Source organism: Paenibacillus sp. 1A_MP2, assembly GCF_052244825.1.
GTDB lineage: Bacteria > Bacillota > Bacilli > Paenibacillales > Paenibacillaceae > Paenibacillus > Paenibacillus vandeheii.
Genome location: NZ_JBQQCS010000001.1, coordinates 406,274 through 429,965 on the forward strand (window position 1 = coordinate 406,274; position 23,692 = coordinate 429,965).

Here is a 23,692-nt window from a genome sequence, read left to right on the forward strand (position 1 = left end):
CAATTCTGTATGAAGTATCCCTGATAAAACATGAATTATAATCGCTTGAATAAGCAAAATGCAAAAGAGGAAAGTAGCCCAAACGAATGATTAGCCCTAAGGGTTATCTGGTGAATAATAGGAGTAAGCTTTAGGGTTATATTAGAACGTTGGATGGTTTTAATTGGCAGAATGGATCGATGATTTGGAACACGTTTGATGCTACAAACGTTAACCTGAACAAACCAACAGAGGGGTAGTTGCACTACATGGCTGAATTAAATGGGCTGATTCTGGAACAGCTGATATGGATTATTGGCGGCATGGCAGTACTTATGGTGATTTTGCTTATTATAAGTATTGCTCAAGGCGCAAAGCTACGGAAGTTTAAACGGAAATATGAGGCCATGATGGCTGGCAGTGGAGTGGAGGATCTGGAGTCGCTGTTGATCAATCTGAAAATCCAGATGGACAGCATTGAGGATGAACACATGCTGCAAACGAATCAGTTACAGGTTGTGATGCAGAAGCTGACCCGCATTCAGGGTAAAGTGGGTGTGAAAAGGTATAACGCCTACGGAGAAAATGGCAGCGACCTGAGCTTCTCGATGGCGATGGTTAACGATAGCCAGGACGGTATGGTGCTTACGGGCATTTATAACCGTGATGGTTCCTATGTATATGCCAAACCTCTTAAAGGGGGAGAGTCCACGTATACACTTTCCCCTGAGGAAAAAGAAGCCATTACTCTGGCACAGCAAGCAGAGTAGAGCGGGTATGCCATTCGCGAATGGCGGAGTAAAGACTGCTGGATATAATCTCGGACATGCGCATGACGAGACTGAGACGTGTGTTTTGCAAAACAAAGTATTCCATAAAGCCGCCGACGTTAACGATACCTGTAAGATGGATATCGCCGACCGGCGGTAATTCTTTATTTACACCTGCTCCTGGTTTGAGCGGTCCACTCACGACCTGAATACATCCAACACTCGAAGACTGCCCGAGACAGGCATCAATTCCGATCACATAAGGGTTATGATGTGTGGTATGTATTTTGTGAAGAGTGTCCTGCAGGTTCATTGCGTGTACGGGTTCATCCAATGTGCCATAGAGATGGAATAGAGGGCTGTCCCACTTAGCAAGTGACGAGCCAACGAGCGGGCCAAGGCAGTCTCCGGTAGAGCGATCTGTACCGATACAGACGACAACTACATTTTGCAAAGAATGGGCTTTATAGAGATGGAACATTAAACGATGAATGATGGCAGAGTGAATGCCTGGATCTGTATGTGGGATTTTCAGGCTGGCCATGTCTTGAGATGAGAAGGAATGCGAAATGGGATTCATAGGATCTATCCTTTCCCTTGGAATAGTAGTAACAGTATATGGAAGGATAGAACGTTTTATACTTCGTGAGGACAAGCTTTTTCAAAGGGATGAATGTATCGTGAAAGGAGCCGCACATGGACGAGTGGATAGATGATTGGATGCTGATTGCTTTTGATTCCACCCAGCAGGCGCTGCGTGCAGAAATGCTGCTGGAGTTTGCCGAGATTGAGATCGACTTATTTCCTACCCCGAAAGAGATCACAGCGGGCTGTGCTCTATGTATTCAGTTTCCAAAAGAAGATCTGGAGCGAGTAAACAGATCATTCGTAACGAATTTGTGGAGATCCGTGGCCTCTATTTCAAAACCGCTGACAGCTATGATAACATACCCATGTAGAGGAGGTTTGATCTATGTTGCCATTTAAGTTTGCTTCAGGGGGAAGTGAGTCTCCGAAGGAAGTCGTAAATAGTGCAGTTCGCTGGACAGATCAACTATGGAACAAAATCGCCGATGCAGACATGTGGTTTAATATAATGTTTAGCTCGATCCGCATCGTTATTATTTTCATTATTACGCGTATTGTGATCAAGATTGTATCACGTATTATAGATCGCACGATGGCACGAAAGCAGGAAGGCAAGATTCGCGTCAATCCGCGGCGATTTATAACGGTAGGAGAGTTGATGAAAATGCGACCTCCATAACATGTAATTTCATTATGATTCTGTTACTGTTATCTGAGATCAATGTAAAAGTCGGACCATTGCTAGCAAGTGCGGGTGTGCTCGGACTGGCGATCGGTTTTGGTGCCCAAGGCTTGGTGAAGGATGTTATTACCGGTTTCTTCATTATATTGGAGGATCAGTTCGCAGTAGGCGATGTTATTCAAACAGGTACCTATAAAGGAACGGTTGAGGTCATTGGCCTGAGAACGACCAAGCTGGTTAGCTGGCAAGGTGAGGTGCACATTATTCCAAATGGTACGATTGCAAGTGTCACCAATTTCTCGATGTCGAATTCCCTTGCGGTAGTGGACATTCCCATGAAGGGTGAACAGAGCCTGGACGAGTCTGTACACTTGGTGAAACGAGCGTTGGCTGGGATTGAGGATCGCGATCTGAACATCGTTAAAATACCTGACGTGCTTGGTATTCAGTCGATGTCTACCTCGGAATATGTGGTTCGCATTGTTGCCGAGTGCCTGCCGAACTCCAGAGCCTCTGTAGAGCGCCAAATTCAGGGTGATGTGAAGAAAACACTGGAGTATCATGAGATGAGCAATCAGGCAGCGTTAGAGCAAGCAGCAGCTCAGGAGAAGGATGAGGGGGATGGCACAGGTGGAGCGTAAAATTTTCCAGCTTGGGGACGTTGTGCAGATGAAGAAGCAGCATCCATGTGGCAGCAATGAGATGGAGATTATCCGAATGGGCATGGATATTCGCATCAAGTGTGTAGGGTGTAAACACAGCGTACTAATTCCCAGAGCAAAATTCGAGAAAAACATGAAAAAGGTACTTCGTTCAACAGAGGATTCGACCGAATCCTAATGCAATAACAGTGCAATTTTCACTTGTTCTCTTGCCTGTAACACCGTTTACATGTAGGTGTGGCTTGGGTATTGCGTTCTGTAAATGATCATGCTATAATCATTATTGCTGCGGAAAGGTACCCAAGAGGCCCAAGGGGGCTGACTCGAAATCAGTTAGGCGTGTCACAGCGTGCGTGGGTTCGAATCCCACCCTTTCCGCCACTCATAGATCTTGCTTAATTAATGAAATTCACAATTTACTCAACGTGTGTTGAGTTCTATACATGCAAAAAGACCTTCCAACCTGGGAGGTCTTTTCATTTTCAATTTTGTTGTCGAACAATCATTTGTAATTGAAAAAACAAAGAGCCCCTAAGGGCTCTTCATTCGGCGATGCATTCGGTTTGTTAGGAAACAATCGGTCGTAACAATCAGAAACCAGGCGTATTGCGATTAACAATACTCGTGCTTCAGACATAGGCCTTACACACAACCATCGTGCTTCTTAAATTACGTGATGAATCTCCAACATTAAATGTTCGGCTTCGTTGTCCAACGGAACCACACCTCTCTCGTGCATCGCCTGAATGTATTATGTGCATTAGTTCGTTTTATATACAGCAGTCAGAAAAAAATCTTTACGATTAGTGAACGCGGGCCTTGGTAAGCTTCTTCCACTTACGATTCTGGTTGCTTGTTTCAGGGAAAGCTTCACCCTTTTGGAGGGTTACCCGTTTCGGGTTGTTAATCTCCGTATGAAAGCTTTTCTCACCAACTTCGGTGTATTCACCATCGTTTGGAGCTTTGTCTCCTGGTTCAAACTCGGTTTTTTCACCCATGATAAGACCTCCTTGGCATAATGGATTTCAATGTTGCTTCTGTAGTGTGCTCCATTGTAGTTATGATCATGTGTAATAAGAAGAGGGAACGTTTGCTTGCATTGAGACGTCATTTTTGTTATATTATTATAGTTCGAGTTTGTGCTCGTTCCTTGCTCTCAACGTAGATTGAGGGCCAGAGTCCATAAGGAGGTGAAAATTATGCGCAAATATGAAGTGATGTACATTATTCGTCCTGATGTTGAGCAAGAAGTTGTTCAAGCTACAGTCGATAAATTCCAAGGCATCATCTCCAACGGCGGTGGTGAAGTTACAGCTCACGACGTTATGGGTAAACGCCGTCTTGCGTATGAGATCAAGAAATTCCGTGATGGTGTTTATGTTCTGGTACACTTCACTGCTGAACCAGCAGTAGTTACTGAGCTTGAGCGTCTCATGAAGATTTCTGACGAAGTCATTCGTTATCTCATTACAAACGACGTTAAGTCTGCTTAAGACGACTCGTGATCAACGCACCAATACGCTCTGAAGGAGGGGATTACATTGTTGAACCGTGTCATTCTGATCGGCCGGTTAACCCGAGATCCTGAGTTGCGTTATACTCCAGCTGGAGTAGCAGTTACGCAATTTACTTTGGCAGTGGACAGACCGTTTACAAGCCAAGGGGGAGAACGGGAAGCGGATTTTATTCCGGTCGTAACCTGGAGACAGCTTGCTGAGACTTGTGCAAACTATTTGCGCAAAGGACGCCTAGCTGCAGTCGAAGGACGCATTCAAGTACGGAATTACGAAAATAACGAAGGAAAACGTGTATACGTGACCGAAGTCATTGCCGATAACGTCCGTTTCTTGGAGTCAGCTAACCGTGATAATAACGGTGGCGGCGGTGGGCAACCGATGCGTGAAGAGCCTTCTTACGGAGGCGGCGGGCGCGCGAACAATAACAATAATTCGCGTAGCAACAATCAGGATCCTTTTTCCGATGACGGAAAACCGATTGATATATCGGATGATGATTTGCCATTTTAACGTGAACCGACACTCTTAGAGTGATTGGTTAAACGATAGGAAAGGACTGAAAAGCATGGGCTTCAAGCAAAGAGAAGGCGGAGACAACGATAAAAGACCGGCACGTCGTGGCGGCCGTAATAAACGTCGTAAAGTGTGCTTCTTCACAGCCAACAAAATTACTCACATCGATTATAAAGATACGGACTTGCTTCGTAAATTTATCAGCGAACGTGGAAAAATTTTGCCACGCCGTGTAACAGGTACTAGCGCTAAATATCAACGCATGCTGACGATTGCCATCAAACGCTCCCGTCAAATCGCATTACTGCCATACACAACTGAGTAGTCTTACTCAGCATGGATACAAAGCAGTCGGCTTATAGCCGGCTGCTTTTTTGCATTCAAAAAATATTAGAGTTGTCTCTCCTTGGTGCTTGGGTTTAATAATGAGCTGCAACGGTGGAAGCAATTAAGACGTAAATGATTTATAATAGAGTCTATTATATCGCTGGTATCTCAGGTAGCATAAATATGAATGAATATAGATTCCACCATCAGGAGAGAGCATGAATACACCCAAACGTAAAGTAAAACAGAGACGCAAGAGTAGCCTGCGATTTTGGATCGTAGCTACGTTGTTGCTATCCATTATATATGTGTGGTTACAGCAAAAAGGAGACACCTATGATATATGGCCACGAACGAACGTGCAAGAATTGGTGCCGATTACAGGGCTTCACCCGGTAGTAGCTGAAAGTGAGAAGTTGTTAGTTCGAAAGGCGGCTAGACGAGGGATTGAAATTGTGATTACGCATGGTTTTCGCAGCAATGAAGAACAGGATGCTCTGTTTGATCAAGGACGTTCGATTGCCGGTAATATTGTGACCAATGCCCAAGGGGGAGAGTCCTATCACAATTACGGTTTGGCCATTGATTTTGCTTTGCGGACGCCTGAAGGAGATGTAGTCTGGGATATGGAACGTGATGATAACGGCAATGGGCAGGCGGACTGGATGGAAGTTGTAGAGCTTGCCAAAGAACTAGGGTTCACTTGGGGTGGAGACTGGGCTAACTTTCCGGATTACCCTCATCTGCAGATGGACTTTGGGTTAAGCATCAACGATCTGAAGCGTGGTAAAAGGCCTCCAGAAACACAATAAATACGGTATTATATATACATCTATATGTATAAATATTAGAAAAGCCTTGCATTTTGCAGGGTTTTTTGCTTGCTTTTGTAAAATAATTGATAAAAGATGACATTTTGTTCTTTACATAAGCGAATAAATGAAACTATACTATAATAACTAGAATTTTAACTTCAATCCTATAGCAATATCTAAATTATGCCTCTAACCGTACAAATTATGGTTAGAAATTAATTTCACTTCCAAACTGAAGATTTCCTCTACAAATCCCTCAAACCTAACATAATAGTTGGTTTTATCTATATTTCTAACACTTAACTACACATTACGTGTAATATTAATGTCACATATTTGGATATCCGGTTTTTCTAAAATTTAAACTCTGCCTTTCAAAGCATCCAACTAGCTCTAGAATTCGTTGATACATTCCCTTTAAAATATAACTAATACCCAAAACTGTAGTATAAAAAACATTTATACCATAAATCTCAAAATAAACATTGACGTCATCTAAATTTACACGTATGATTACATTAATTATTTGGCTTTATTATTCCGCTAGGAATTATCAGCATTAATTGACCATCGGTCTAAATAGCAGTATGAAAAATGGATTCTCCTAATGATTTGGTATTTTGTATACACTTTCGTTCGTTATCTTCAAGAACATGGAAATATACAGTGGATGCATTCTTCTACACAGAATACAGTCTGCAGAAATAGAAATTATGGGGTTAGGGTGATTGATTTGAATACAGAGCTATTGGAAGTCAGAAATCTAACTACATCATTCAGAATTGAAGATGACTATTATGCAGCAGTTGATCACGTTAACCTAACGGTTAAAAAAAATGAAGTATTGGCTATTGTGGGAGAGTCAGGCTCAGGCAAAAGTGCCTTTGCATTTTCAATTATGGGATTGCATAACAAAGCCAAAATTGATGGTGAGATTTTGTACAAAGGGCAGAATATAGCGAATATATCTCCCAACAAATTAAACAAACTCCGCGGTAAAGAAATGGGAATGATCTTTCAGGACCCACTTTCCGCACTAAATCCTCTGATGGTGATCGGTGAACAGATCGAAGAGATTCTGACACTGCATCAACCCAAGCTATCTTCGAAAGAAAAGAAAGACAAAGTAATTGATTTACTCAACCAAGTAGGGATTCCGCGTCCCGAACAATTATACAAGCAATATCCTCACGAACTATCGGGTGGTATGAGACAGAGAGTTGTTATCGCGATTGCGATTGCCAATAAACCTGAATTGTTGATTGCCGATGAACCAACGACAGCGCTTGACGTTACGATCCAACTACAAATTCTGGAGCTTATCCGCGAATTGAAGAACGAGATTAACGCAGGAATCATCCTGATCACGCATGATCTGGGAGTCGTTGCCGAGATGGCTGATCGCGTGGCAGTTATGTATGCAGGTGAAATTGTTGAGATCGCAGATATCTATACTCTAATGACCAATGCCAAGCATCCATATACACGGTCTCTACTAAACTCTATTCCTACCATTTCTGAAGAAAAATCGAAGCTTCATGTCATTCAAGGCATAGTTCCTTCACTGAAAAATCTTCCTCGCCAAGGGTGCCGATTCAAGGCTCGAATTCCATGGATAAGTGATTCGGCTCATGAAGAAAACCCACAGATGCATGAAATTGCACCAGGTCACTTTGTAAGGTGTACCTGTTATCAGCACTTTCATTTCCCTGATCAAGCTGAGGAGGAATAACATAATGGCATTACTCGAAGTAGAAGGACTAAAAATACACTTTCCGATTCGCGGAGGGCTGCTCAAGCGTGAGATTGGCAACATCAAAGCGGTTGATGATGTGAGCTTCTCCATTGAGCAAGGGAAAACGTACGGACTTGTAGGGGAGTCAGGCTCAGGCAAAACGACAACGGGGCGAGCCATTATTGGTCTCAACCATGTGACGGCTGGTAAAGTTCTTTTCAATGGAAAAGATCTGGCTACCGAGCGGCGTAAAGACCGTCAGCTACAGCGGGATGTGCAAATGATCTTCCAAGATCCGTACTCTTCGTTGAACCCCAAGAAACGGGTTATCGACATTATTGCTGAACCATTCCGCAATTATGAACGAATGACGGCTACGGAAGAGAAACGCCAGGTTCGAGACCTCCTGGAGAAGGTCGGATTGAGTCCAGAGTCGATCTATAAGTACCCTCATGAGTTTTCCGGAGGACAGCGGCAACGGATTGGCATCGCTCGTGCGATTGCATTAAAGCCTAAGCTGATCATCGCAGATGAGCCAGTATCCGCACTCGACGTATCCGTACAAGCTCAGGTGCTCAACTTCATGCAGGAAATACAAAAAGAGTTGAATCTGACTTATCTGTTCATCAGTCACGATCTCGGCATTATCCGTCATATGTGTGATCAGATCGGAATTATGTACAAAGGCCGATATGTGGAGCAAGGCACAACGGATGATATTTTTGAGAATCCACAACATATCTATACCAAGCGTTTACTTGCAGCCATTCCGGATATGGACCCAACCAAACGTGAAGAAATGGTAGCCTTCCGTCAGCAGGTCAAATCCGAGTATGAACATTCATACCGAAATTTCTTTGATGAGGAAGGGCTGGCATACTCGCTCCAATCCATTTCCGATACTCACCGAGTAGCTCTACCTCAGAAAGGTTGAAGACCATATGTGGAAAACGATAGTACGCAGAATTATCATTATGATTCCTCAGATCTTTTTGCTTAGCCTGTTGGTTTTTCTAATGGCTAAGGCGATGCCTGGGGATGCACTCACTGGATTACTCGATCCGAGTATTGATCCAAAAGCGTTGGAGGAACAGCGTGAAAGACTGGGATTAAATAATCCATGGTATGTACAGTATTGGGATTGGATCAAAAATGCTGCACAAGGCGATTTTGGACAATCTTTCCGATTCAAAATGCCTGTATCCGATTTGATTGGTCAGCGTGTTGCTAATACATTTTGGCTTGCACTGGCAACACTCATCATTACGTATCTGATTGCCATTCCACTTGGCATTATCAGTGGTCGTTACAACGATACTTGGTCTGATCGGTTGATCACAGGTTACACCTACTTGGGCTTTGCAGCCCCGTTGTTTATCTTCGCACTGGTGATGTTATGGATATTTGGATTTCATTTTGGCTGGTTCCCAACCGGGGGCAGCGTGGAACCTGGACTTACACCAGGTACATTCAGCTATATAACAAGCAAGTTTTATCATCTGTTATTACCATCACTATCCATGGCATTAATTGCAACGGTATCTACCGTCCAATACTTGCGTAGTGAAATTATTGATATCAAGCACAAAGAGTTCGTTCTTACTGCCAGAGCCAAGGGCGCCTCGGAATCTCGAATCTACAACAGGCATATTTTAAGAAATTCCCTGTTGCCGATCGCCGCATTTTTCGGTTATGAGATTACGGGACTTATCGGAGGTACCATCTTCATTGAGAGTATATTCAGTTATCCAGGTATGGGACAGTTGTTCCTGAATTCTATTTCTCTTCGGGATTTCAGTGTAGTAACTGCACTCGTCTTGTTATATGGAATAGCTACAATCCTGGGATCGTTGCTGTCTGACATTATTCTGGGTATTGTTGATCCGCGTATACGGATCAAGTAAGAACTTGAAGATTTCGGGGTGAAAATAAGATGAGCAAGACCAATGATGTCGTTATAACTTCACAGAAGATTGATAAGAGCCCCTCCAGCTTGAGTATTTTATGGCGGGAACTTGTCAGAGATAAGGTGGCACTAATCTCGCTCATATTTTTGGGACTGATCATATTGCTGGTTTACGGTACTTCTTTGATTCTGGATCAAGCTGAGATCGTTAAGGTAGATTTGTTCGCCTTGTATGAACCACCCTCCGCGCAGTATTGGCTGGGAACTGATTACGGCGGTCGTGATGTGTTCGGACAACTGATCATCGGTACGCGTAACTCTCTAACCATTGGTATTATCGTCACGCTAATGACTGGTTGTATAGGTATCCTGGTTGGTCTGTTATCCGGTTACTTCGGTGGAATGATCGATAACTTGTTTATGCGTGTTGTTGATTTCTTCATGATTCTTCCGTTCTTGATGATCGTAATCGCGTTTGTTACAGCAGTACCCAAATATAATATCATCTCGTTCTCTTTAATCATGACAGCCTTTCTCTGGATGGGAATCGCCAGACTGATTCGTTCCAAGGCATTGCAGGAGCGTGAACTCGATTATGTCAATGCTTCAAAAACGTTGGGATCATCCCATCTGAAGATTATGCTCTCACAGGTACTTCCTAATCTCAGCTCCATCATCATCGTCACGATGACGTTGAATCTCGCTGCCAACATTGGCCTCGAATCGGGACTGTCCTTCCTGGGATTTGGATTTCCGGAAAGTACACCCAGTCTTGGAACACTCGTAAGCTATGCTCGTAATCCGCAAACACTGGAATTCAGATGGTGGATATGGCTACCTGCGTCAATACTAATTCTGTTATTGATGTTGAGTATAAATAATGTCGGACAGGCCCTGAAGCGTGCGACTGATGCAAGACAAAGAAGAGGTTAAAAAAAGGGAGGAAAGATTCATGAAAAAGGGATTATTTTCACGGGGACTATTTTTCACGATGATGTTGGTCTTCGTACTGGCGCTTGCGGCGTGCTCGGAGAAAGAGGCGGCAACACCGACACCTTCTACGAACACAGGGGAAACAAAGACAGAGGAGAAGCCTACTAAAGAAGAGGGCGTCTACTCTATCGAAGATTTTAGCAATGTCAAAACGAATGAAGGTACTGCTATTGAGGGTGGATCCATAACATACGGACTTGTATCCGATACTGCATTTGAAGGAACATTGAACTTTAACTTCTACTCCGGTAACCCGGATGCAAATGTTCTACAATGGTTTGATGAAGGTTTGCTGACTTGGGATAAAGACTATGTATATACCAACGATGGTGCAGCAACGTATGAAACATCGGAAGATGGCAAAACGTTCACACTGACGATTCGTGATAATGTAAACTGGCATGACGGCAAGCCTGTAACGGCTGAAGATTTGCAGTTTGCTTATGAAGTGATCGGTAACAAGGCTTATGATGGCCCACGCTATGATTCCAACTTTACAAGTGTAGTAGGTATGGATGATTATCACGCTGGAAAAGCAAAAACGATCTCTGGGATCAAGGTTCTTAGCGAAAAACAAATCAGCATTACGTACAAGGAATCTACACCTTCCCTGCTGACAGGTGGCGTGTGGACATATCCGCTGGCTAAACATATCTTCGGTGATATGGATGTAGCAAAAATGTCTTCTTCCAAAGAAGTACGTGAGAAACCAATCGGTTTCGGTCCATTCAAAGTGGAAACAATCACTCCAGGTGAGTCTGTAACTTTCGTTAAAAATGATGACTACTGGCGCGGAGCTCCAAAACTGGACAAAGTGACTTTGAAAGTAATCAACCCAACAACGGTTGTTCAAGAATTGAAATCTGGCGGGGTAGACCTCGTGGATTCATTCCCGACAGATCAATATAAAGACAATGCCAATATGTCCAACGTTGAATTCCTAGGTGCAATCGATCGTGCTTACACCTACATCGGTTTCAAACTGGGTACATGGGACGCTGACAACGGCAAAGTTGTAACAAACCCAGATGCAAAAATGGCTGACAAAATCCTGCGTAAAGCAATGTGGCAGGCTGTAGATAACGACCAAGTTGGTAAACGTTTCTATAACGGTCTGCGTTGGAATGCAACAACACTGATTCCACCGTCTCACCCAAAATTCCATGATTCCAACAATCCGGGTGTAACTTATGACCCCGAAGCAGCGAAGAAGTTGCTCGACGAAGCCGGTTACAAATTGGATGGAGAATTCCGTACGAAACCGGACGGTTCCCCACTTGAAATCAACTTTGTATCCATGACAGGTGGCGACACCGCTGAACCACTGGCACGTTACTACGTTCAATCCTGGGCAGCAATTGGTCTGAAAGTAAACCTGGAAATGGTTGAGTTCAACAATTTCTATGACCGTGTAGGTAACACAGGTAAAGATGATCCGAATATTGATGTGTATCAAGCAGCTTGGGGCGTGGGTATTGACGTAGATCCAGCTGGTCTGTATGGCCGTGATGCACTGTATAACTTCTCCAGATTCTCCAGCGAAGAAAACGACAAATTGCTGGCACAAGGTGTATCTGCTGAAGCGTTTGACGTCGAAAAACGTAAAGAGATCTACAATCAATGGCAGCAGTACATGGTTGATGAAGTTCCTGTATTCCCGACACTGTACCGTGCAGAAGTAGTACCAGTTAACAAACGTGTAATGAACTATGCGATTGGTGACGGAACAGGTTTATATCTGAATGACATTCAAGTTAATGCAGATAAAGCAGTTGCAGCTGAGTAATAAAAAAGCATTAGCAGCAAATAAGGATTGGGGTCCTTTAAAGCGTTCGGTTGCTAGATTTAATGGATAAGATTCTCCTAGGTATGAATAGAAAAATTCTTGAAAAACATGGATTCCGTACACTCTGGCATGGGGGTATGGGGTTCATGTTTTTTTTGGTAACAAATAAATAAAAAAAATTTAACTTTTTTTATAAAAATTGCAGACAAAATGTCTCTTCACTTCGTCTATATCTGTAAGAGGTGATTTTCTGATGAAAAGATGGTGGATACGGGCAGGAATGCTGCTGGCTCTACTGGTCATTATATATTTGGGTTTAAAGCCGGACATGCTGGTGGGTAAACCGGGAATTAAAGCTGAGTCGGCTGTATTAATGGATATGAACTCGGAACAGATTTTGATCAATTTTAATGGTTCAGAGGAAATCGCCCCTGCAGGGATCAGTAAATTGATGACCGAACTGTTGGTCATGGAAGCTGTCATTAACGGAGAATTACGCTGGGATGACCCTGTTAATATCAGCCTGTATGCAAGTTCAGTAGGTGGCAGCCATCTGGGGTTGAAACAAGGGGAGCAATTTACAGTACAGGAGCTATTCCAGATTGTAGCCGTTTATTCCGCAAATGACGCTGCTATAGCTCTGGCTGAACATATTAGTGGGACAGAGCAGACTTTTGCACAAAAGATGAATCAGAAGGCTGCCGAGATCGGACTGTCTGACAAGACGGTGTTTACCAATGCAACAGGTTTAAGCGAAAAACTACTTGGTCCGAATCGTCCGAAGGACATACAAGGGCAGACTGTAATGACCGCTGTAGATGCATGCAAGCTTGCACGTTATTTGCTGAATAACTATCCCGAAATATTGAGAGTTTCCAGCCAAATGCAGGTGTCGATCCACCAAAAAGGAATGTACATGAGCAACACCAACTGGATGTTATCCTCGATCGGCGGGTCATACGCATACGACGGAAACGATGGATTGAAGACCGGATATGATGAGGATTCTGGCTATCACTTCGTGGGTACGGCTGAGCGAAATGGCAAGCGGCTAATTTCCGTTGTATTGGGTTCAGATAGTCGTGAGGGACGTTTCATCGAGACACGTAAGCTGTTCAATTATGGATTTTCCGGTTCAAAGTAAGGGGAAATGGAACTTCGGAAGGCTACGCTGTTAACCTATGGTTGATCATGGTAAAATAATTTACGTATAGTTCCAAATTATTATGTAATTTACTTTAAAGGGGGAAATGATTTGAAAGAAATAAGTAAAAAGGTATATGCTCTCACCCTTAGCATGGCGATGTCAATCGCATTGATTCAACCAGCGGTCCAGGCAGCAGAAGCGGTGAAGCCTACGGCGTCAGTCGCTGAATCCATTGCTTCGAAGGCAGCACAGACACTACAGCAACTGGGATACATAGATGGCATAACAGATGGAATGAAAGAGCCACAAACACCAATTACTCGTGCTCAAGCGGCTATCATCCTGCAGCGTGTACTTCAACTGGATGCTCCAGCGACTCTTACAGGTTTCGCAGATGTATTGGCTAAGGATGAAGCTGCTCCTGCCATTTACGCCCTGAAGCAAAGTGGTCTTATACAAGGACAAGCCAAAGGATACGCACCAGATGCACCTCTAACAAGAGCACAGATGGCATCGTTGTTTACTCGGGCGTTCGAACTGAAAGATAATGGAATTCAGGTTGTATACAGTGATATGGCGCAGATTCCGAAGGTACACACGGAGGATGCCATTCGTCTGAAGCAGCATTTTATTATCGAAGGCAGCGCGTTTAACGCCAAAAATTCGGTGACCCATGGCGAGTTTGCTGATGCGCTGTATCTCGCTCTTGGACTTGATGTGCAGTCAGAAGGTCTCACACCGCTGGAAGACTTCTTCAAACAGCCGGCTCAAGCAGGATTCCAAATGTCTCCGGATGGTAAACATCTGGCCTACATGGAGCCTTGGAACAACCGAATGAATATTGTGGTGAAAGAGAATGGTCAGGACAAGTCGGCACGTATCACAAGTGAGACTGAGCGCAGTATAGCTGCATTCGTATGGAAAACAAAGGATAAGTTGCTGTATGTAAAGGATGAGGCGGGGGATGAGAACTATCATATTTATGTAACGGATATCGATGGTAAGAACAGTAAGGATCTGACGCCCTATCCGAATACAAGAGCGATCCTGGTAGACTCTCAGAGAATATCCCGGATGAGATTCTAGTGGGCATGAACAAACGTGATCCTCGGATCTTTGACGTGTACCGGATTAACATCAAGACAGGTGAGGCGGTGCTTGCTGCGGAGAACCCGGGTAATATTACGGGCTGGCTTACGGACCATGAAGGTAAAATCCGTGTGGCCATATCCAGTGATGGTAATGTCTCTTCGTTGATGTATCGTGAATCGGAAGATAAGCCATTCGAAAACTTGATGACGACCAAGCTCGGAGAAACATTTGCTCCGGTGATGTTCACGTATGATAACAAAAACATCTATGCCGTATCCAATCTGGATCGGGATAAAACAGCTATCGTAGAATACAGCCCAAGCAGCAAAAAAGTAACGAAAACCATCTATCAAAACAAAGACGTGGATGTATCCAGTTTCGTTCCCTCTAAAGAAAAAGGCACAATCCTTGCAGCTGTCTATGAGACGGACAAGGTTAACTATGAATACTTCGACAATGATTTTAAAAAATTGATGCAGGATATTCAGGCAAAGGTTCCGGGTAAAGAAGTAAGCATTTCAAACATAAGTGAAGAAGGCCAGGTTCTGTTCGTTGCGTATAGCGATAAATCGATGGGTACGTATTACTTCTATGATTCCAAGACGGGTAAGCTCGATAAATTAGCTGACGCGGCACCTTGGATTGATGAGAGTAAAATGTCGGATGTAAAACCCATTACGTACAAATCTCGTGACGGCTTAACGCTTCATGGTTATCTGACGCTCCCCAAGGGGCCGAGGCTTCCCAATTGCCACTGGTTGTTGTTCCACATGGCGGACCTTGGGCCCGGGACTCGTGGGGCTTTAATCCGGAAATCCAATTTCTCGCAAGCCGGGGCTACGCCGTACTACAGGTGAACTTCCGCGGGTCTACTGGATACGGCAAGGAATTCCTGGATGCCGGGAACAAAGAGTGGGGTAAAGCGATGCAGAACGACCTCACAGACGGCGTGAATTGGCTGGTAGAAGAGGGAACGGTTGATGCGAAGCGTGTAGCCATCTATGGTGGATCTTATGGTGGTTATGCAGCCCTGGCAGGACTGGCATTCACACCGGAAGTGTATGCGGCAGGAATTAGCTATGTGGGGCCTTCCAATCTGTTCACGCTGCTGGATTCACTGCCACCTTACTGGGAATCGGAGCGCAACATGTTCTATGAACGGATGGGCGATCCGGTGAAAGACAAGGAGCTGCTGACAGCTGTTTCACCACTGTTCCATATTGATCAGATGAAAGCCCCATTGTTCGTGGTTCAGGGCGCAAATGATCCGCGTGTCAAACAGGCTGAGTCTGATCAGATCGTGGAGGCTCTGCGCAAGCGTGGCGTAGATGTACCTTATATGTTAAAAGCAAATGAAGGACATGGCTTCGGCAATGTTGAAAATCAATTGGATTTATATCGTGCGATTGAGAAATTCCTGAACCGCCACCTGATGCAGCAATCGTAGTCTAGTTCAGCAAGAAGGCCGTCCCACAGGTTCTAATTAACCCGAGGGACGGCTTTTTGTTGTGGAGTAGGGTGTTGAATGAACGTGGTGTCCAAAATGGGTTCCAAGCATATCAACAAATTGACATATGGGATGAATGTATTTTAAAATGACCAATGAGTCATTATTGTTCGGTTTAGTTTAATATATATGTATCATTACAGCCTTACACTACTGGATTGCAATCTGATCGGGGAGGAAACATGTGATGCAAAAACAAATGAAATGGCCGCTTATCCTATTTGCTATCGGGGTGTTTATGGCTGCGCTGGATAACGGAATTATCACCTCGTCTCTAACCACTCTAAATGCATCGTTTGGCGTGTCGCCGACGTGGGGAGCATGGACAATTACGCTCTATACGCTTGGACTCGCGGTGAGTGTGCCGATTGCGGGCAAGCTCTCCGACCGTTATGGACGCAAGAAGCTGTTTCTGATTGAAGTAGCTTTGTTCGGAATCGGGTCTTTACTCGTTGCGCTAAGCACATCGTTTACCGTCTTCCTGATGGCTCGTGTCATCCAAGCGTTGGGTGGTGGCGGGATTTTTATCATTGCGAGCTCTTACGTATTAAGCAAGTTCCCAGCGGAGCGTCAGGGCACAGCTTTGGGTCTTCTGGGAGGGATGAACGGGGTAGCTGCGATTCTTGGGCCGAATATCGGTGCTTTTATCCTCGATATCACGGGGAATTGGCATTGGTTGTTTTTGATCAATGTACCGATCGCCATTTTGCTGTTTATTGCAGGTATTCGTTATATTCATGAAGAACAGGAGTTGAGCCGTAAGGCGGTGGATTGGAGCGGTATCGCGGTCCTGACGCTGGGTGTGCTCAGTCTGATGTACAGCTTCAGCAATCTGGATGGCGTAAATATGCTGCAAAGTCTTGGCTCGCCGATGTTCTATGGCTTTTTTCTGGCAGGTGTGGTCATTCTGGTCCTCTTCTACTTTCTTGAAAAAAGGCTTGAAGGATCACAACGTGAACCTGTTGTATCTACACAGCTTCTGGGCATTGCGTCCTTTCGTTGGACGCTGCTGATTGCCTTTTCTCCGGAGCCATTCTGGCATCCGTGATCTTCATTCCAGGCTTTGTTGAGCAATACCTGGGGGTATCCAACACAGCCTCCGGTTACTGGTTTACGCCACTTGCACTGGCTTCAGGAATTGGTGCAGGGGGCGGTGGTTATCTGGTTGACCGCAAAGGGCCAATCTGGACCTTATCCGTGGCAGGAGTGCTGTCGGCTATCGGCTTCCTGCTCTTCCCGCTGTGGGTAGAGCATATCTGGCAATTCGTAATTGCGAGTGTGCTCGTGGGGATCGGCTTCGGTATGATGCTGGGAGCTCCGGTGAACGTGCTCGTTACCGAACAGGCGGGTGAGAACAACAAAGGTATTGCGGTGGCGACCAGTTCCTTGTTTCGTCAGATGGCTATGGCAATCGCGCCAACCATTTTTGCCGGCTTTCTGGCTCGCTCCTTCTCCAACCTGGGATCCAATATTCAACAAGGTCTCGCAGATCAGGGCATTCAGGTGCCACCCGAAGCGCTTCAACAATATGCATCTGGTGGCAGCGCAGCTTCAGGAAGCGATATTTCCAGCATAACCGAAGGATTCTCCCAAATTCCGGATCAGGGCATTCGAGATGTGCTGCTACAGGCTCTGCATCAGACAACCGGTGAGGGGTATAGTGGGCTGTTCTGGTCTGCGGTCATTTTCAGTGTGCTCACGCTGGTGGCTGCGCTTATTACAAGACGTCAGCGTCATAAAGAGAAACGGAATCTTGTAGAGACCGCATCAACAAACTGAATGGTTGGACATTCCACATCAAGAGAACAGTGCTCCTTTTGCCAGTAAAAAAGGAGGGCTGTTCTTTTCAATTTAACCGTATTGTAACTTTTCATCATCCAGCAATGATTACAATAGAACGAGCGTGAGCGGCGCTTTCTTTTCAGATAGAGAAAACTTCAGAGAACACCGTGTCACAAGCCATTCCGCACGTTTAATGGTAATTATATAAGTTGAACAAATAATTAAAACTGGACCATTGCGGGGTCAGGACAAGTTATATTCAGCTTATATAGCAGGCAGTATCGAATTTCATTTTGACAGTGAAGAAGGAATCGATGGATGAAAAGCAGAACTAAAGATAAGAAGAAGAAAAGAAGAAAAGGTCTATATATAACGCTCGTTTCGCTCGTTGTTTTGTTAATCGGGGGCTATTTGTTTCGTCAGCAGCTTGCTGTAGCAGCCTTCGATCTGTTTCTCGCTGGTTCAGTTGAAGATCAGTTGTCCCGTTCCTATGTTCCCCAGGAGGGTAACAATACGCCAGATCCAACCGTATATCGCAAAGAACCGTTCTCGGTGCTGCTGCTTGGTTCGGACAAACGTGCTTATGAGAAAACACGTGGACGCTCTGACACGGTCATCTATGCCGTTGTTCGTCCGAAAGAATCCCGTGTACTTCTGGTATCCATTCCGCGTGATACCTATGTTCAGATTGTTGGACGTGATGCCAACAAGGATGGCGAGGATGATTATGACAAGCTTGCGCATGCCTACGCCTTCGGTGGGGAGAATATGTCTATCAATACGGTGGAGAAGTTTCTCGATGCGGATGTAGGCTACTATGCAACGATTAACTTTGACGGGATCAAGAAAGTCGTTGATGCACTTGGTGGCGTGAAGCTGCCGATCGATGAGGACATTGTGAACAAGAATCCGGAACATGTGCAGTTCACGATAGAAGGCGGCAAGCCGATCTATGACGGACAGGAAGCACTTTACTATGTGAGATACCGCGAGGATAGCGATTTTAATCGGACCAAGCGGCAGCAAATCTTCCTGAATGCGATGGCGAATGAGATGCTTAATCTGAATGCCATCAGCAAAATTCCGGAATTGATTCAGATTATGGGAGACAGCTTCCAGACGGATATGCAGCCTTCCTTCATTATTGATCTGGCCAAACAGGTACTGACGCAGGAAAAACCGCAAATCTCAAGCTTCACTATCTTGGGCGAAGGGATGCGGAAAGACGGAATTTATTACGGCAAGGCAGATGAGAAAGACGTCCAATATGCCAAAGAGCTGATTAACAACTGGATGGATGAATCGACCCAGCCGGTGAAGTAATGATTCCTGACCGGCAGAAGATCGAATAACCAATTCCATACAGACGTTATGTTTCAGAGAATGATCAGCAGTGCGTTTATTGGCGGACTGCTGTTTTTTTTCTTTGTAGAAGGAATTTGAATGTTGTCCTTTTGGAACATCTGGCGTTCTGATTCGTATGATATAAGTTGAGTGAGATAAGCTGAATGATGAAATTCACAAGGAGGATACGTACGGGTATGAACATCGCATTTTTTTTGCTGCCCAAACAGGAAGTTACATGTGTAACGTCGGATTCTACTCTGCGGCAAACGCTGGAACGGATGGAATATCATCGGTTCACAGCGGTGCCCATTTTGAATAAGGAAGGCAAGTATATTGGCACGGTAACCGAGGGTGACCTGTTGTGGTATATGAAGAACTCCGAGGGAAAGATCTCATTTGAAAACGCTTCAAAATTTTTGCTCAAAGACGTTCCACTTCGCCTGGATATCAAGCCCGTATCCATTGAAGCCAATATGGAGGACTTGATTAATCTGGCCAAGGTTCAGAACTTTGTGCCGGTGGTCGATGATATGGAGCGCTTCATTGGGATCGTAAGACGGAGTCAGATTATTGAATATTGCGAGGGCATTGTAGCGAAGGAATCCATGAAAGTAAAGTAAGCCGAAAACAAATTTCAATATTGTTGCAACAGCGTGGATAATCACAGCCGTCCGGTATCATGTTAAACTTAAGAAGAGCTGAACAAGATCGAATTTAAATGAATTTTCCACAAGTTAAAATGCGAATTCGTTGTATGGGGTCCCCGCAAAGTTCCTAAAATGAGTTTCGGAGGACTTCTCCGCTTTTTGGGGTAATTTTGCGGCCCCCCTTTTTATGCTATAATGGAGAATAAAGCTTTTTCGGGGAGAGTGACTTTCGCCAATATGCCTAAAGAACTGGATGTAGCCAAACGCGCTAAAGTGATTGAATGGCTTAAAACCGAAGTGCTTGATCAGGTATCCCGATTGTTCAAAGCGTTATGGGAAGGCAGCACAACCCGAATCGGGGACAGTCTCGCCAGTTTGATGATGAGTAGTTACATATTGGGCCGCAGGCTCGGTATTCCTTTCAAGGATCTGGATGCACTGCTTGTTGAGAAATTGAAAAAGCATAAACAGGAAGGTCACCAGCTGGAAGACTGGTACCAGGATATTTCCGCGCTAGAAGATCACATGCGTAAGAGGTGAATTTGTTGAAATTTAGCTTTAAATCAGCTGTCTGGAGCGTAGTCTATCTGCTCTTGCTACTTTCGCTGTTAACTCCTTTATCGGTTTTGGCCATATTTTTCATGATGATACCAGGAGTTATTTTGTTTGCTTCATTACCGGTAAAATCATTTATATGGCATCTCGTCCCAGTGGCGATTATTTTGGTCGTATTTAGTCCGATTTATCTGTTATTACTGCTTTTGTTCACCCTGCCCGCGATCGTTATGGGTAATGCGTATAAGAAAAAGAAATCGGCCCTGTTCGCCCTAATGGTTGGAAGTGGAACCATGCTGGCCGAATATCTGTTGCTTTTGTTGATTGGAAGTGTAATCTTCCAATTTGACTTGTCGAGTTATATTGATGATGTGGTCAGATTGACGATTGAACCCTTGACGAATACATCCAGTCAGATGGTAAATGGGTTTGTATGGACACCTGAAATGACTCAGGATGTTGCTAGGCAGACGCAGCTTATGATTCCGTTCGCCCTGGTGGTCACGTCTCTGGTCATGGCTCTAATTACACATCTCATTGCACGTCCGATTCTGAACGTTATGGGCGTGGTTGTACCGAAATTTCCACCTGCGCGAGAATGGCGTATGCCGCGTGCACTAATCTGGTATTACTTCCTGGCATTGTTGTTCGAGGTGATATCCAGACAAAGTGATGGAACGTACTGGACCATGATTGCCATGAACCTGTCGCCTCTGATTAATCTGGGCTTCATGATTCAAGCTATCGGCTTCTTCTTCTTTCTCTCACATGCAAAGAAATGGAATCCGGTTGTACCGTATTTGCTGGCGGCGGCAGTCTTCTTCATTGGACCGCTGCGGATTATAGGGATTATCGATCTGGCGTTCCCGCTTCGCGAGGCAATATCGAAACCAAAACGATAGGGTGATGAGTCATGCCTAAATTTCTGAAGAAACGCTGGCACGGCTACTATACCGTATGGGCGTTCATACTGCTGCTTCTGCTTGTTATGTCCGTGACCATCTATAACTGGGCGCTTGGTTTGATTAGTCTGATACTGGCTTCGGCGCTGGGAATCGTCATGATTAAGGCGGAGCTCGCGTTCCGTCGTGAGCTTAACGACTACATTAATGGCCTGTCCATTCGGATTAAGCGGATGGAGGGGGAAGCGGTCAGCATGCTTCCATTCGGTATTGTGCTGTACAGTGAGGATCGTACGGTAGAGTGGCATAACCGCTTCGTCGCGGACATGTTCCAGGAAAAGACGATGGTGGGCAATCCGCTGCAAAATTTGTTTCCCAAACTTCCTCAACCGAAGGAGAAGAAGGATGGGAACAAGGAGTCGTCCAAGGAACTTCATGACGAGTTCCAACTGGATGACCGTTATTATGGAGTCATTCATAATCCGCAGGAGCGGTATGTATATGTCTACGAAATTACGGAGCTAGCCATTCTACGTGATAAATATGAGAATGAACGCATTGCACTGGGCATTCTGGTTCTCGATAATCTGGACGAGGCTTCTCAAGGCATGGACGACCAACAGCGGACTGCGCTGATTGCTCGTGTAACCAGTGAGATTACGTCCTGGGCGAAACGGTATGAGGTTTACCTGCGCCGCCTCTCCTCTGATCGTTATCTCATGATGCTGAATTATAAGTCTTTGCAGGAGCTGGAGCAGAGCCGATTCGTCATTCTGGATGAAGTCCGGGAGATGACCGCTGATCTTAAAGTACCGATGACGCTAAGTGTTGGACTGGCATTTGGTTCGGATACCATCAGTGAGATGGGAGAACTGGCTCAGTCCAGTCTGGATATGGCACTTGGTCGTGGTGGCGATCAGGCTGCCGTAAAATCTGGACAACGGTTGTCCTTTTACGGTGGAAAGTCCAACGCGGTGGAGAAACGAACACGGGTAAGAGCCCGGGTTATCGCCCATGCATTACGTGATCTGATGCAGGAGAGCGACCGGGTAATTATCATGGGCCACAAAATGCCCGACATGGATGCGATTGGCGCGTCTATTGGGGTATGGAAAGCGGCGAGTCTCTACAATGTAGAGGCACGAATTGTGCTGGACGGGCCCAACCCATCCATTGAACGCATGATGGAACAGGTGAACAAGGATGAGAAATTGTCCAAAGCTTTTGTGTTGCCAGAACAGGCTACTCAGATGATGACAGAACATACGCTGCTTGTTGTAGTGGATACGCATAAGGCATCCATGACCATGGAGCCGAAGTTGGTCCAATCCGCTACACGTGTCGTGGTTGTGGATCACCACCGTCGGGGTGAAGAATTCATTAACGATGCAGTGTTAATCTATCTTGAACCATATGCCTCCTCGGCTGCGGAACTGGTGACTGAGCTTCTTCAGTATATTCATGACAAGGTACAATTCACTCCGCTGGAAGCGACGGCGTTATTAGCCGGAATTACAGTGGACACGAAGCATTTTGCACTCCACACAGGTTCGAGAACGTTTGAAGCGGCAGGCTTCCTGCGTCGTAGTGGTGCAGACACGATCATGATTCAGCGGCTCATGAAGGAAGATCTGTCAGAATATATTGCTAAGGCAGAAATCATAAAGCATGCTAAAATGGTATACGGGAACATTGCGCTGGCGGTCACGGACCCTGGCAACAAGATTCCACAGATGATGATCGCTCAAGTGGCGGACACATTGCTCAATATGACCGATGTGGTCGCTTCATTTGTCATTAGTGAACGTCCGGATGGACTGATTGGCATCAGCGCGAGATCGCTGGGGCGCATGAATGTTCAGGTGGTTATGGAACGACTGGGCGGTGGCGGACATTTGACAAATGCTGCCGTGCAGCTTGAAGGAACGCTTGGAGAGGCAGAAAAACGGCTGACGAACGTACTGGCTGAAATCGAAAAGGAAGAGGGGCTGTTCGAATGAAAGTCATTTTTATAAAAGATATGAAGGGTCAAGGGAAAAAAGGGCAAGTGAAGGAAGTGTCTGAGGGATACGCACAGAACTTCCTTCTGCCACGGGGAATCGCACGTCCAGCAACAGACGGAAACATGAAAACACTGGACAATCAGAAGGCAGCGGAAGACAGACGTAAACAGGAAGAGAAAGCAGAAGCGGAAGCTCTGGCTAAAAAGCTGGAAGCTGAAGTGACTGAACTAAAAGCAAAATCCGGCGAAGGCGGCCGTCTGTTCGGTGCAATCACGAGCAAACAAATCGCTGAAGCTCTGGCAGCGAAAGGTCTGAAAGTCGACAAACGCAAAATCGAACTGGACGAGCCTATTCGCACACTCGGCGTAACGCAAGTCACCGTCAAGGTTCACCCTGAAGTGAAGGCTACCTTGAAGGTACAGGTAACGGAGGAGTAA

Annotated in this window: 22 protein-coding genes, 1 tRNA gene and 4 pseudogenes; 25 read left to right on the top strand and 2 right to left on the bottom strand. The window is 45.2% G+C overall.

What is annotated here, in order from left to right; translation table 11 throughout:
- The first annotated feature begins 248 nt into the window (after positions 1–248).
- Entirely contained in the window at positions 249–749 is a 501-nt protein-coding gene (locus ACTWJ7_RS02215; protein WP_024629528.1) for a DUF4446 family protein, read from the top strand.
- Here the strand turns inward: ACTWJ7_RS02215 and yyaC are convergent.
- A complete protein-coding gene (gene yyaC / locus ACTWJ7_RS02220; RefSeq protein WP_301880609.1) occupies positions 724–1,329 on the bottom strand; it encodes a spore protease YyaC in 606 nt (201 codons plus the stop codon). The genes ACTWJ7_RS02215 and yyaC overlap by 26 nt on opposite strands.
- A 140-nt stretch (positions 1,330–1,469) precedes the next feature.
- Here yyaC and ACTWJ7_RS02225 point away from each other — a divergent pair.
- The 4 genes and pseudogenes from ACTWJ7_RS02225 (at position 1,470) to ACTWJ7_RS02240 (ending at position 3,062) form a co-directional block, all read left to right on the top strand.
- Positions 1,470–1,708 (top strand): annotated as a pseudogene (locus ACTWJ7_RS02225) (DUF3343 domain-containing protein).
- 14 nt (positions 1,709–1,722) lie between these two features.
- Positions 1,723–2,660, top strand: a pseudogene (locus tag ACTWJ7_RS02230) (mechanosensitive ion channel family protein).
- Entirely contained in the window at positions 2,650–2,859 is a 210-nt protein-coding gene (locus tag ACTWJ7_RS02235; protein WP_079348526.1) for a DUF951 domain-containing protein, read from the top strand. Before ACTWJ7_RS02230 ends, ACTWJ7_RS02235 begins: the two are co-directional and overlap by 11 nt.
- A 112-nt stretch (positions 2,860–2,971) precedes the next feature.
- Positions 2,972–3,062, top strand: a tRNA-Ser gene (locus ACTWJ7_RS02240).
- 422 nt (positions 3,063–3,484) lie between these two features.
- On the opposite strand, the gene ACTWJ7_RS02245 is transcribed toward ACTWJ7_RS02240, so the two are convergent.
- Positions 3,485–3,679, bottom strand: coding sequence for a YjzC family protein (locus tag ACTWJ7_RS02245; RefSeq protein WP_024629533.1), 195 nt, complete (start codon positions 3,677–3,679; stop codon positions 3,485–3,487).
- Positions 3,680–3,880: 201 nt separating this feature from the next.
- Between ACTWJ7_RS02245 and rpsF the strand changes: the two genes are divergently transcribed.
- The 20 genes and pseudogenes from rpsF (at position 3,881) to rplI (ending at position 23,692) form a co-directional block, all read left to right on the top strand.
- A complete protein-coding gene (gene rpsF / locus ACTWJ7_RS02250; RefSeq protein ID WP_024629534.1) occupies positions 3,881–4,174 on the top strand; it encodes a 30S ribosomal protein S6 in 294 nt (97 codons plus the stop codon).
- Positions 4,175–4,222: 48 nt separating this feature from the next.
- On the top strand, positions 4,223–4,708 hold the full coding sequence (ssb, locus tag ACTWJ7_RS02255; protein ID WP_024629535.1) for a single-stranded DNA-binding protein: 486 nt from the start codon (positions 4,223–4,225) through the stop codon (positions 4,706–4,708).
- A gap of 55 nt (positions 4,709–4,763) precedes the next feature.
- Entirely contained in the window at positions 4,764–5,036 is a 273-nt protein-coding gene (gene rpsR, locus ACTWJ7_RS02260; protein WP_017691433.1) for a 30S ribosomal protein S18, read from the top strand.
- A 220-nt stretch (positions 5,037–5,256) separates the two neighbouring features.
- A complete protein-coding gene (locus ACTWJ7_RS02265; protein ID WP_301880607.1) occupies positions 5,257–5,850 on the top strand; it encodes a M15 family metallopeptidase in 594 nt (197 codons plus the stop codon).
- A 736-nt stretch (positions 5,851–6,586) separates the two neighbouring features.
- Complete coding sequence (locus ACTWJ7_RS02270; RefSeq protein WP_024629537.1) at positions 6,587–7,585, top strand: ABC transporter ATP-binding protein; 999 nt, start codon at positions 6,587–6,589, stop codon at positions 7,583–7,585.
- A 4-nt stretch (positions 7,586–7,589) separates the two neighbouring features.
- Positions 7,590–8,522 (top strand): ABC transporter ATP-binding protein, encoded by a 933-nt coding sequence (locus tag ACTWJ7_RS02275; protein ID WP_024629538.1) that lies wholly within the window; start codon positions 7,590–7,592, stop codon positions 8,520–8,522.
- Between the two features lie 7 nt (positions 8,523–8,529).
- Positions 8,530–9,492 carry an oligopeptide ABC transporter permease gene (gene opp4B / locus ACTWJ7_RS02280; protein ID WP_301880606.1) on the top strand — a complete coding sequence of 321 codons (963 nt, stop codon included), beginning with the start codon at positions 8,530–8,532 and terminating at the stop codon, positions 9,490–9,492.
- A gap of 29 nt (positions 9,493–9,521) precedes the next feature.
- On the top strand, positions 9,522–10,427 hold the full coding sequence (locus ACTWJ7_RS02285; RefSeq protein ID WP_079348424.1) for an ABC transporter permease: 906 nt from the start codon (positions 9,522–9,524) through the stop codon (positions 10,425–10,427).
- Positions 10,428–10,446: 19 nt separating this feature from the next.
- Complete coding sequence (locus ACTWJ7_RS02290; RefSeq protein WP_301880605.1) at positions 10,447–12,273, top strand: oligopeptide ABC transporter substrate-binding protein; 1,827 nt, start codon at positions 10,447–10,449, stop codon at positions 12,271–12,273.
- 253 nt (positions 12,274–12,526) lie between these two features.
- Complete coding sequence (locus ACTWJ7_RS02295; protein WP_036664650.1) at positions 12,527–13,417, top strand: D-alanyl-D-alanine carboxypeptidase family protein; 891 nt, start codon at positions 12,527–12,529, stop codon at positions 13,415–13,417.
- A gap of 111 nt (positions 13,418–13,528) precedes the next feature.
- On the top strand, positions 13,529–14,506 hold the full coding sequence (locus tag ACTWJ7_RS02300) for an S-layer homology domain-containing protein (RefSeq protein WP_443145086.1): 978 nt from the start codon (positions 13,529–13,531) through the stop codon (positions 14,504–14,506).
- Positions 14,507–14,511: 5 nt separating this feature from the next.
- Positions 14,512–15,369 (top strand): hypothetical protein, encoded by an 858-nt coding sequence (locus ACTWJ7_RS02305; protein WP_443145087.1) that lies wholly within the window; start codon positions 14,512–14,514, stop codon positions 15,367–15,369.
- A complete protein-coding gene (locus ACTWJ7_RS02310; protein ID WP_443145088.1) occupies positions 15,261–15,959 on the top strand; it encodes an alpha/beta hydrolase family protein in 699 nt (232 codons plus the stop codon). The genes ACTWJ7_RS02305 and ACTWJ7_RS02310 overlap by 109 nt, the downstream gene beginning before the upstream one ends.
- A 247-nt stretch (positions 15,960–16,206) precedes the next feature.
- Positions 16,207–17,798 (top strand): annotated as a pseudogene (locus ACTWJ7_RS02315) (MFS transporter).
- Positions 17,799–18,119: 321 nt separating this feature from the next.
- Positions 18,120–19,153, top strand: a pseudogene (locus ACTWJ7_RS02320) (LCP family protein).
- 189 nt (positions 19,154–19,342) lie between these two features.
- On the top strand, positions 19,343–19,768 hold the full coding sequence (locus ACTWJ7_RS02325) for a CBS domain-containing protein (RefSeq protein WP_024629546.1): 426 nt from the start codon (positions 19,343–19,345) through the stop codon (positions 19,766–19,768).
- 264 nt (positions 19,769–20,032) lie between these two features.
- Positions 20,033–20,335: a MazG-like family protein gene (locus tag ACTWJ7_RS02330; protein WP_024629547.1), complete on the top strand. Its 303-nt coding sequence runs from the start codon at positions 20,033–20,035 to the stop codon at positions 20,333–20,335.
- Entirely contained in the window at positions 20,332–21,252 is a 921-nt protein-coding gene (locus ACTWJ7_RS02335; RefSeq protein WP_256984654.1) for a YybS family protein, read from the top strand. Before ACTWJ7_RS02330 ends, ACTWJ7_RS02335 begins: the two co-directional genes overlap by 4 nt.
- Before the next feature lie 11 nt (positions 21,253–21,263).
- Positions 21,264–23,252, top strand: a complete 1,989-nt coding sequence (locus tag ACTWJ7_RS02340) for a DHH family phosphoesterase (RefSeq protein ID WP_079348416.1) — start codon at positions 21,264–21,266, stop codon at positions 23,250–23,252.
- Positions 23,249–23,692, top strand: coding sequence for a 50S ribosomal protein L9 (rplI, locus tag ACTWJ7_RS02345; RefSeq protein WP_024629550.1), 444 nt, complete (start codon positions 23,249–23,251; stop codon positions 23,690–23,692). The genes ACTWJ7_RS02340 and rplI overlap by 4 nt, the downstream gene beginning before the upstream one ends.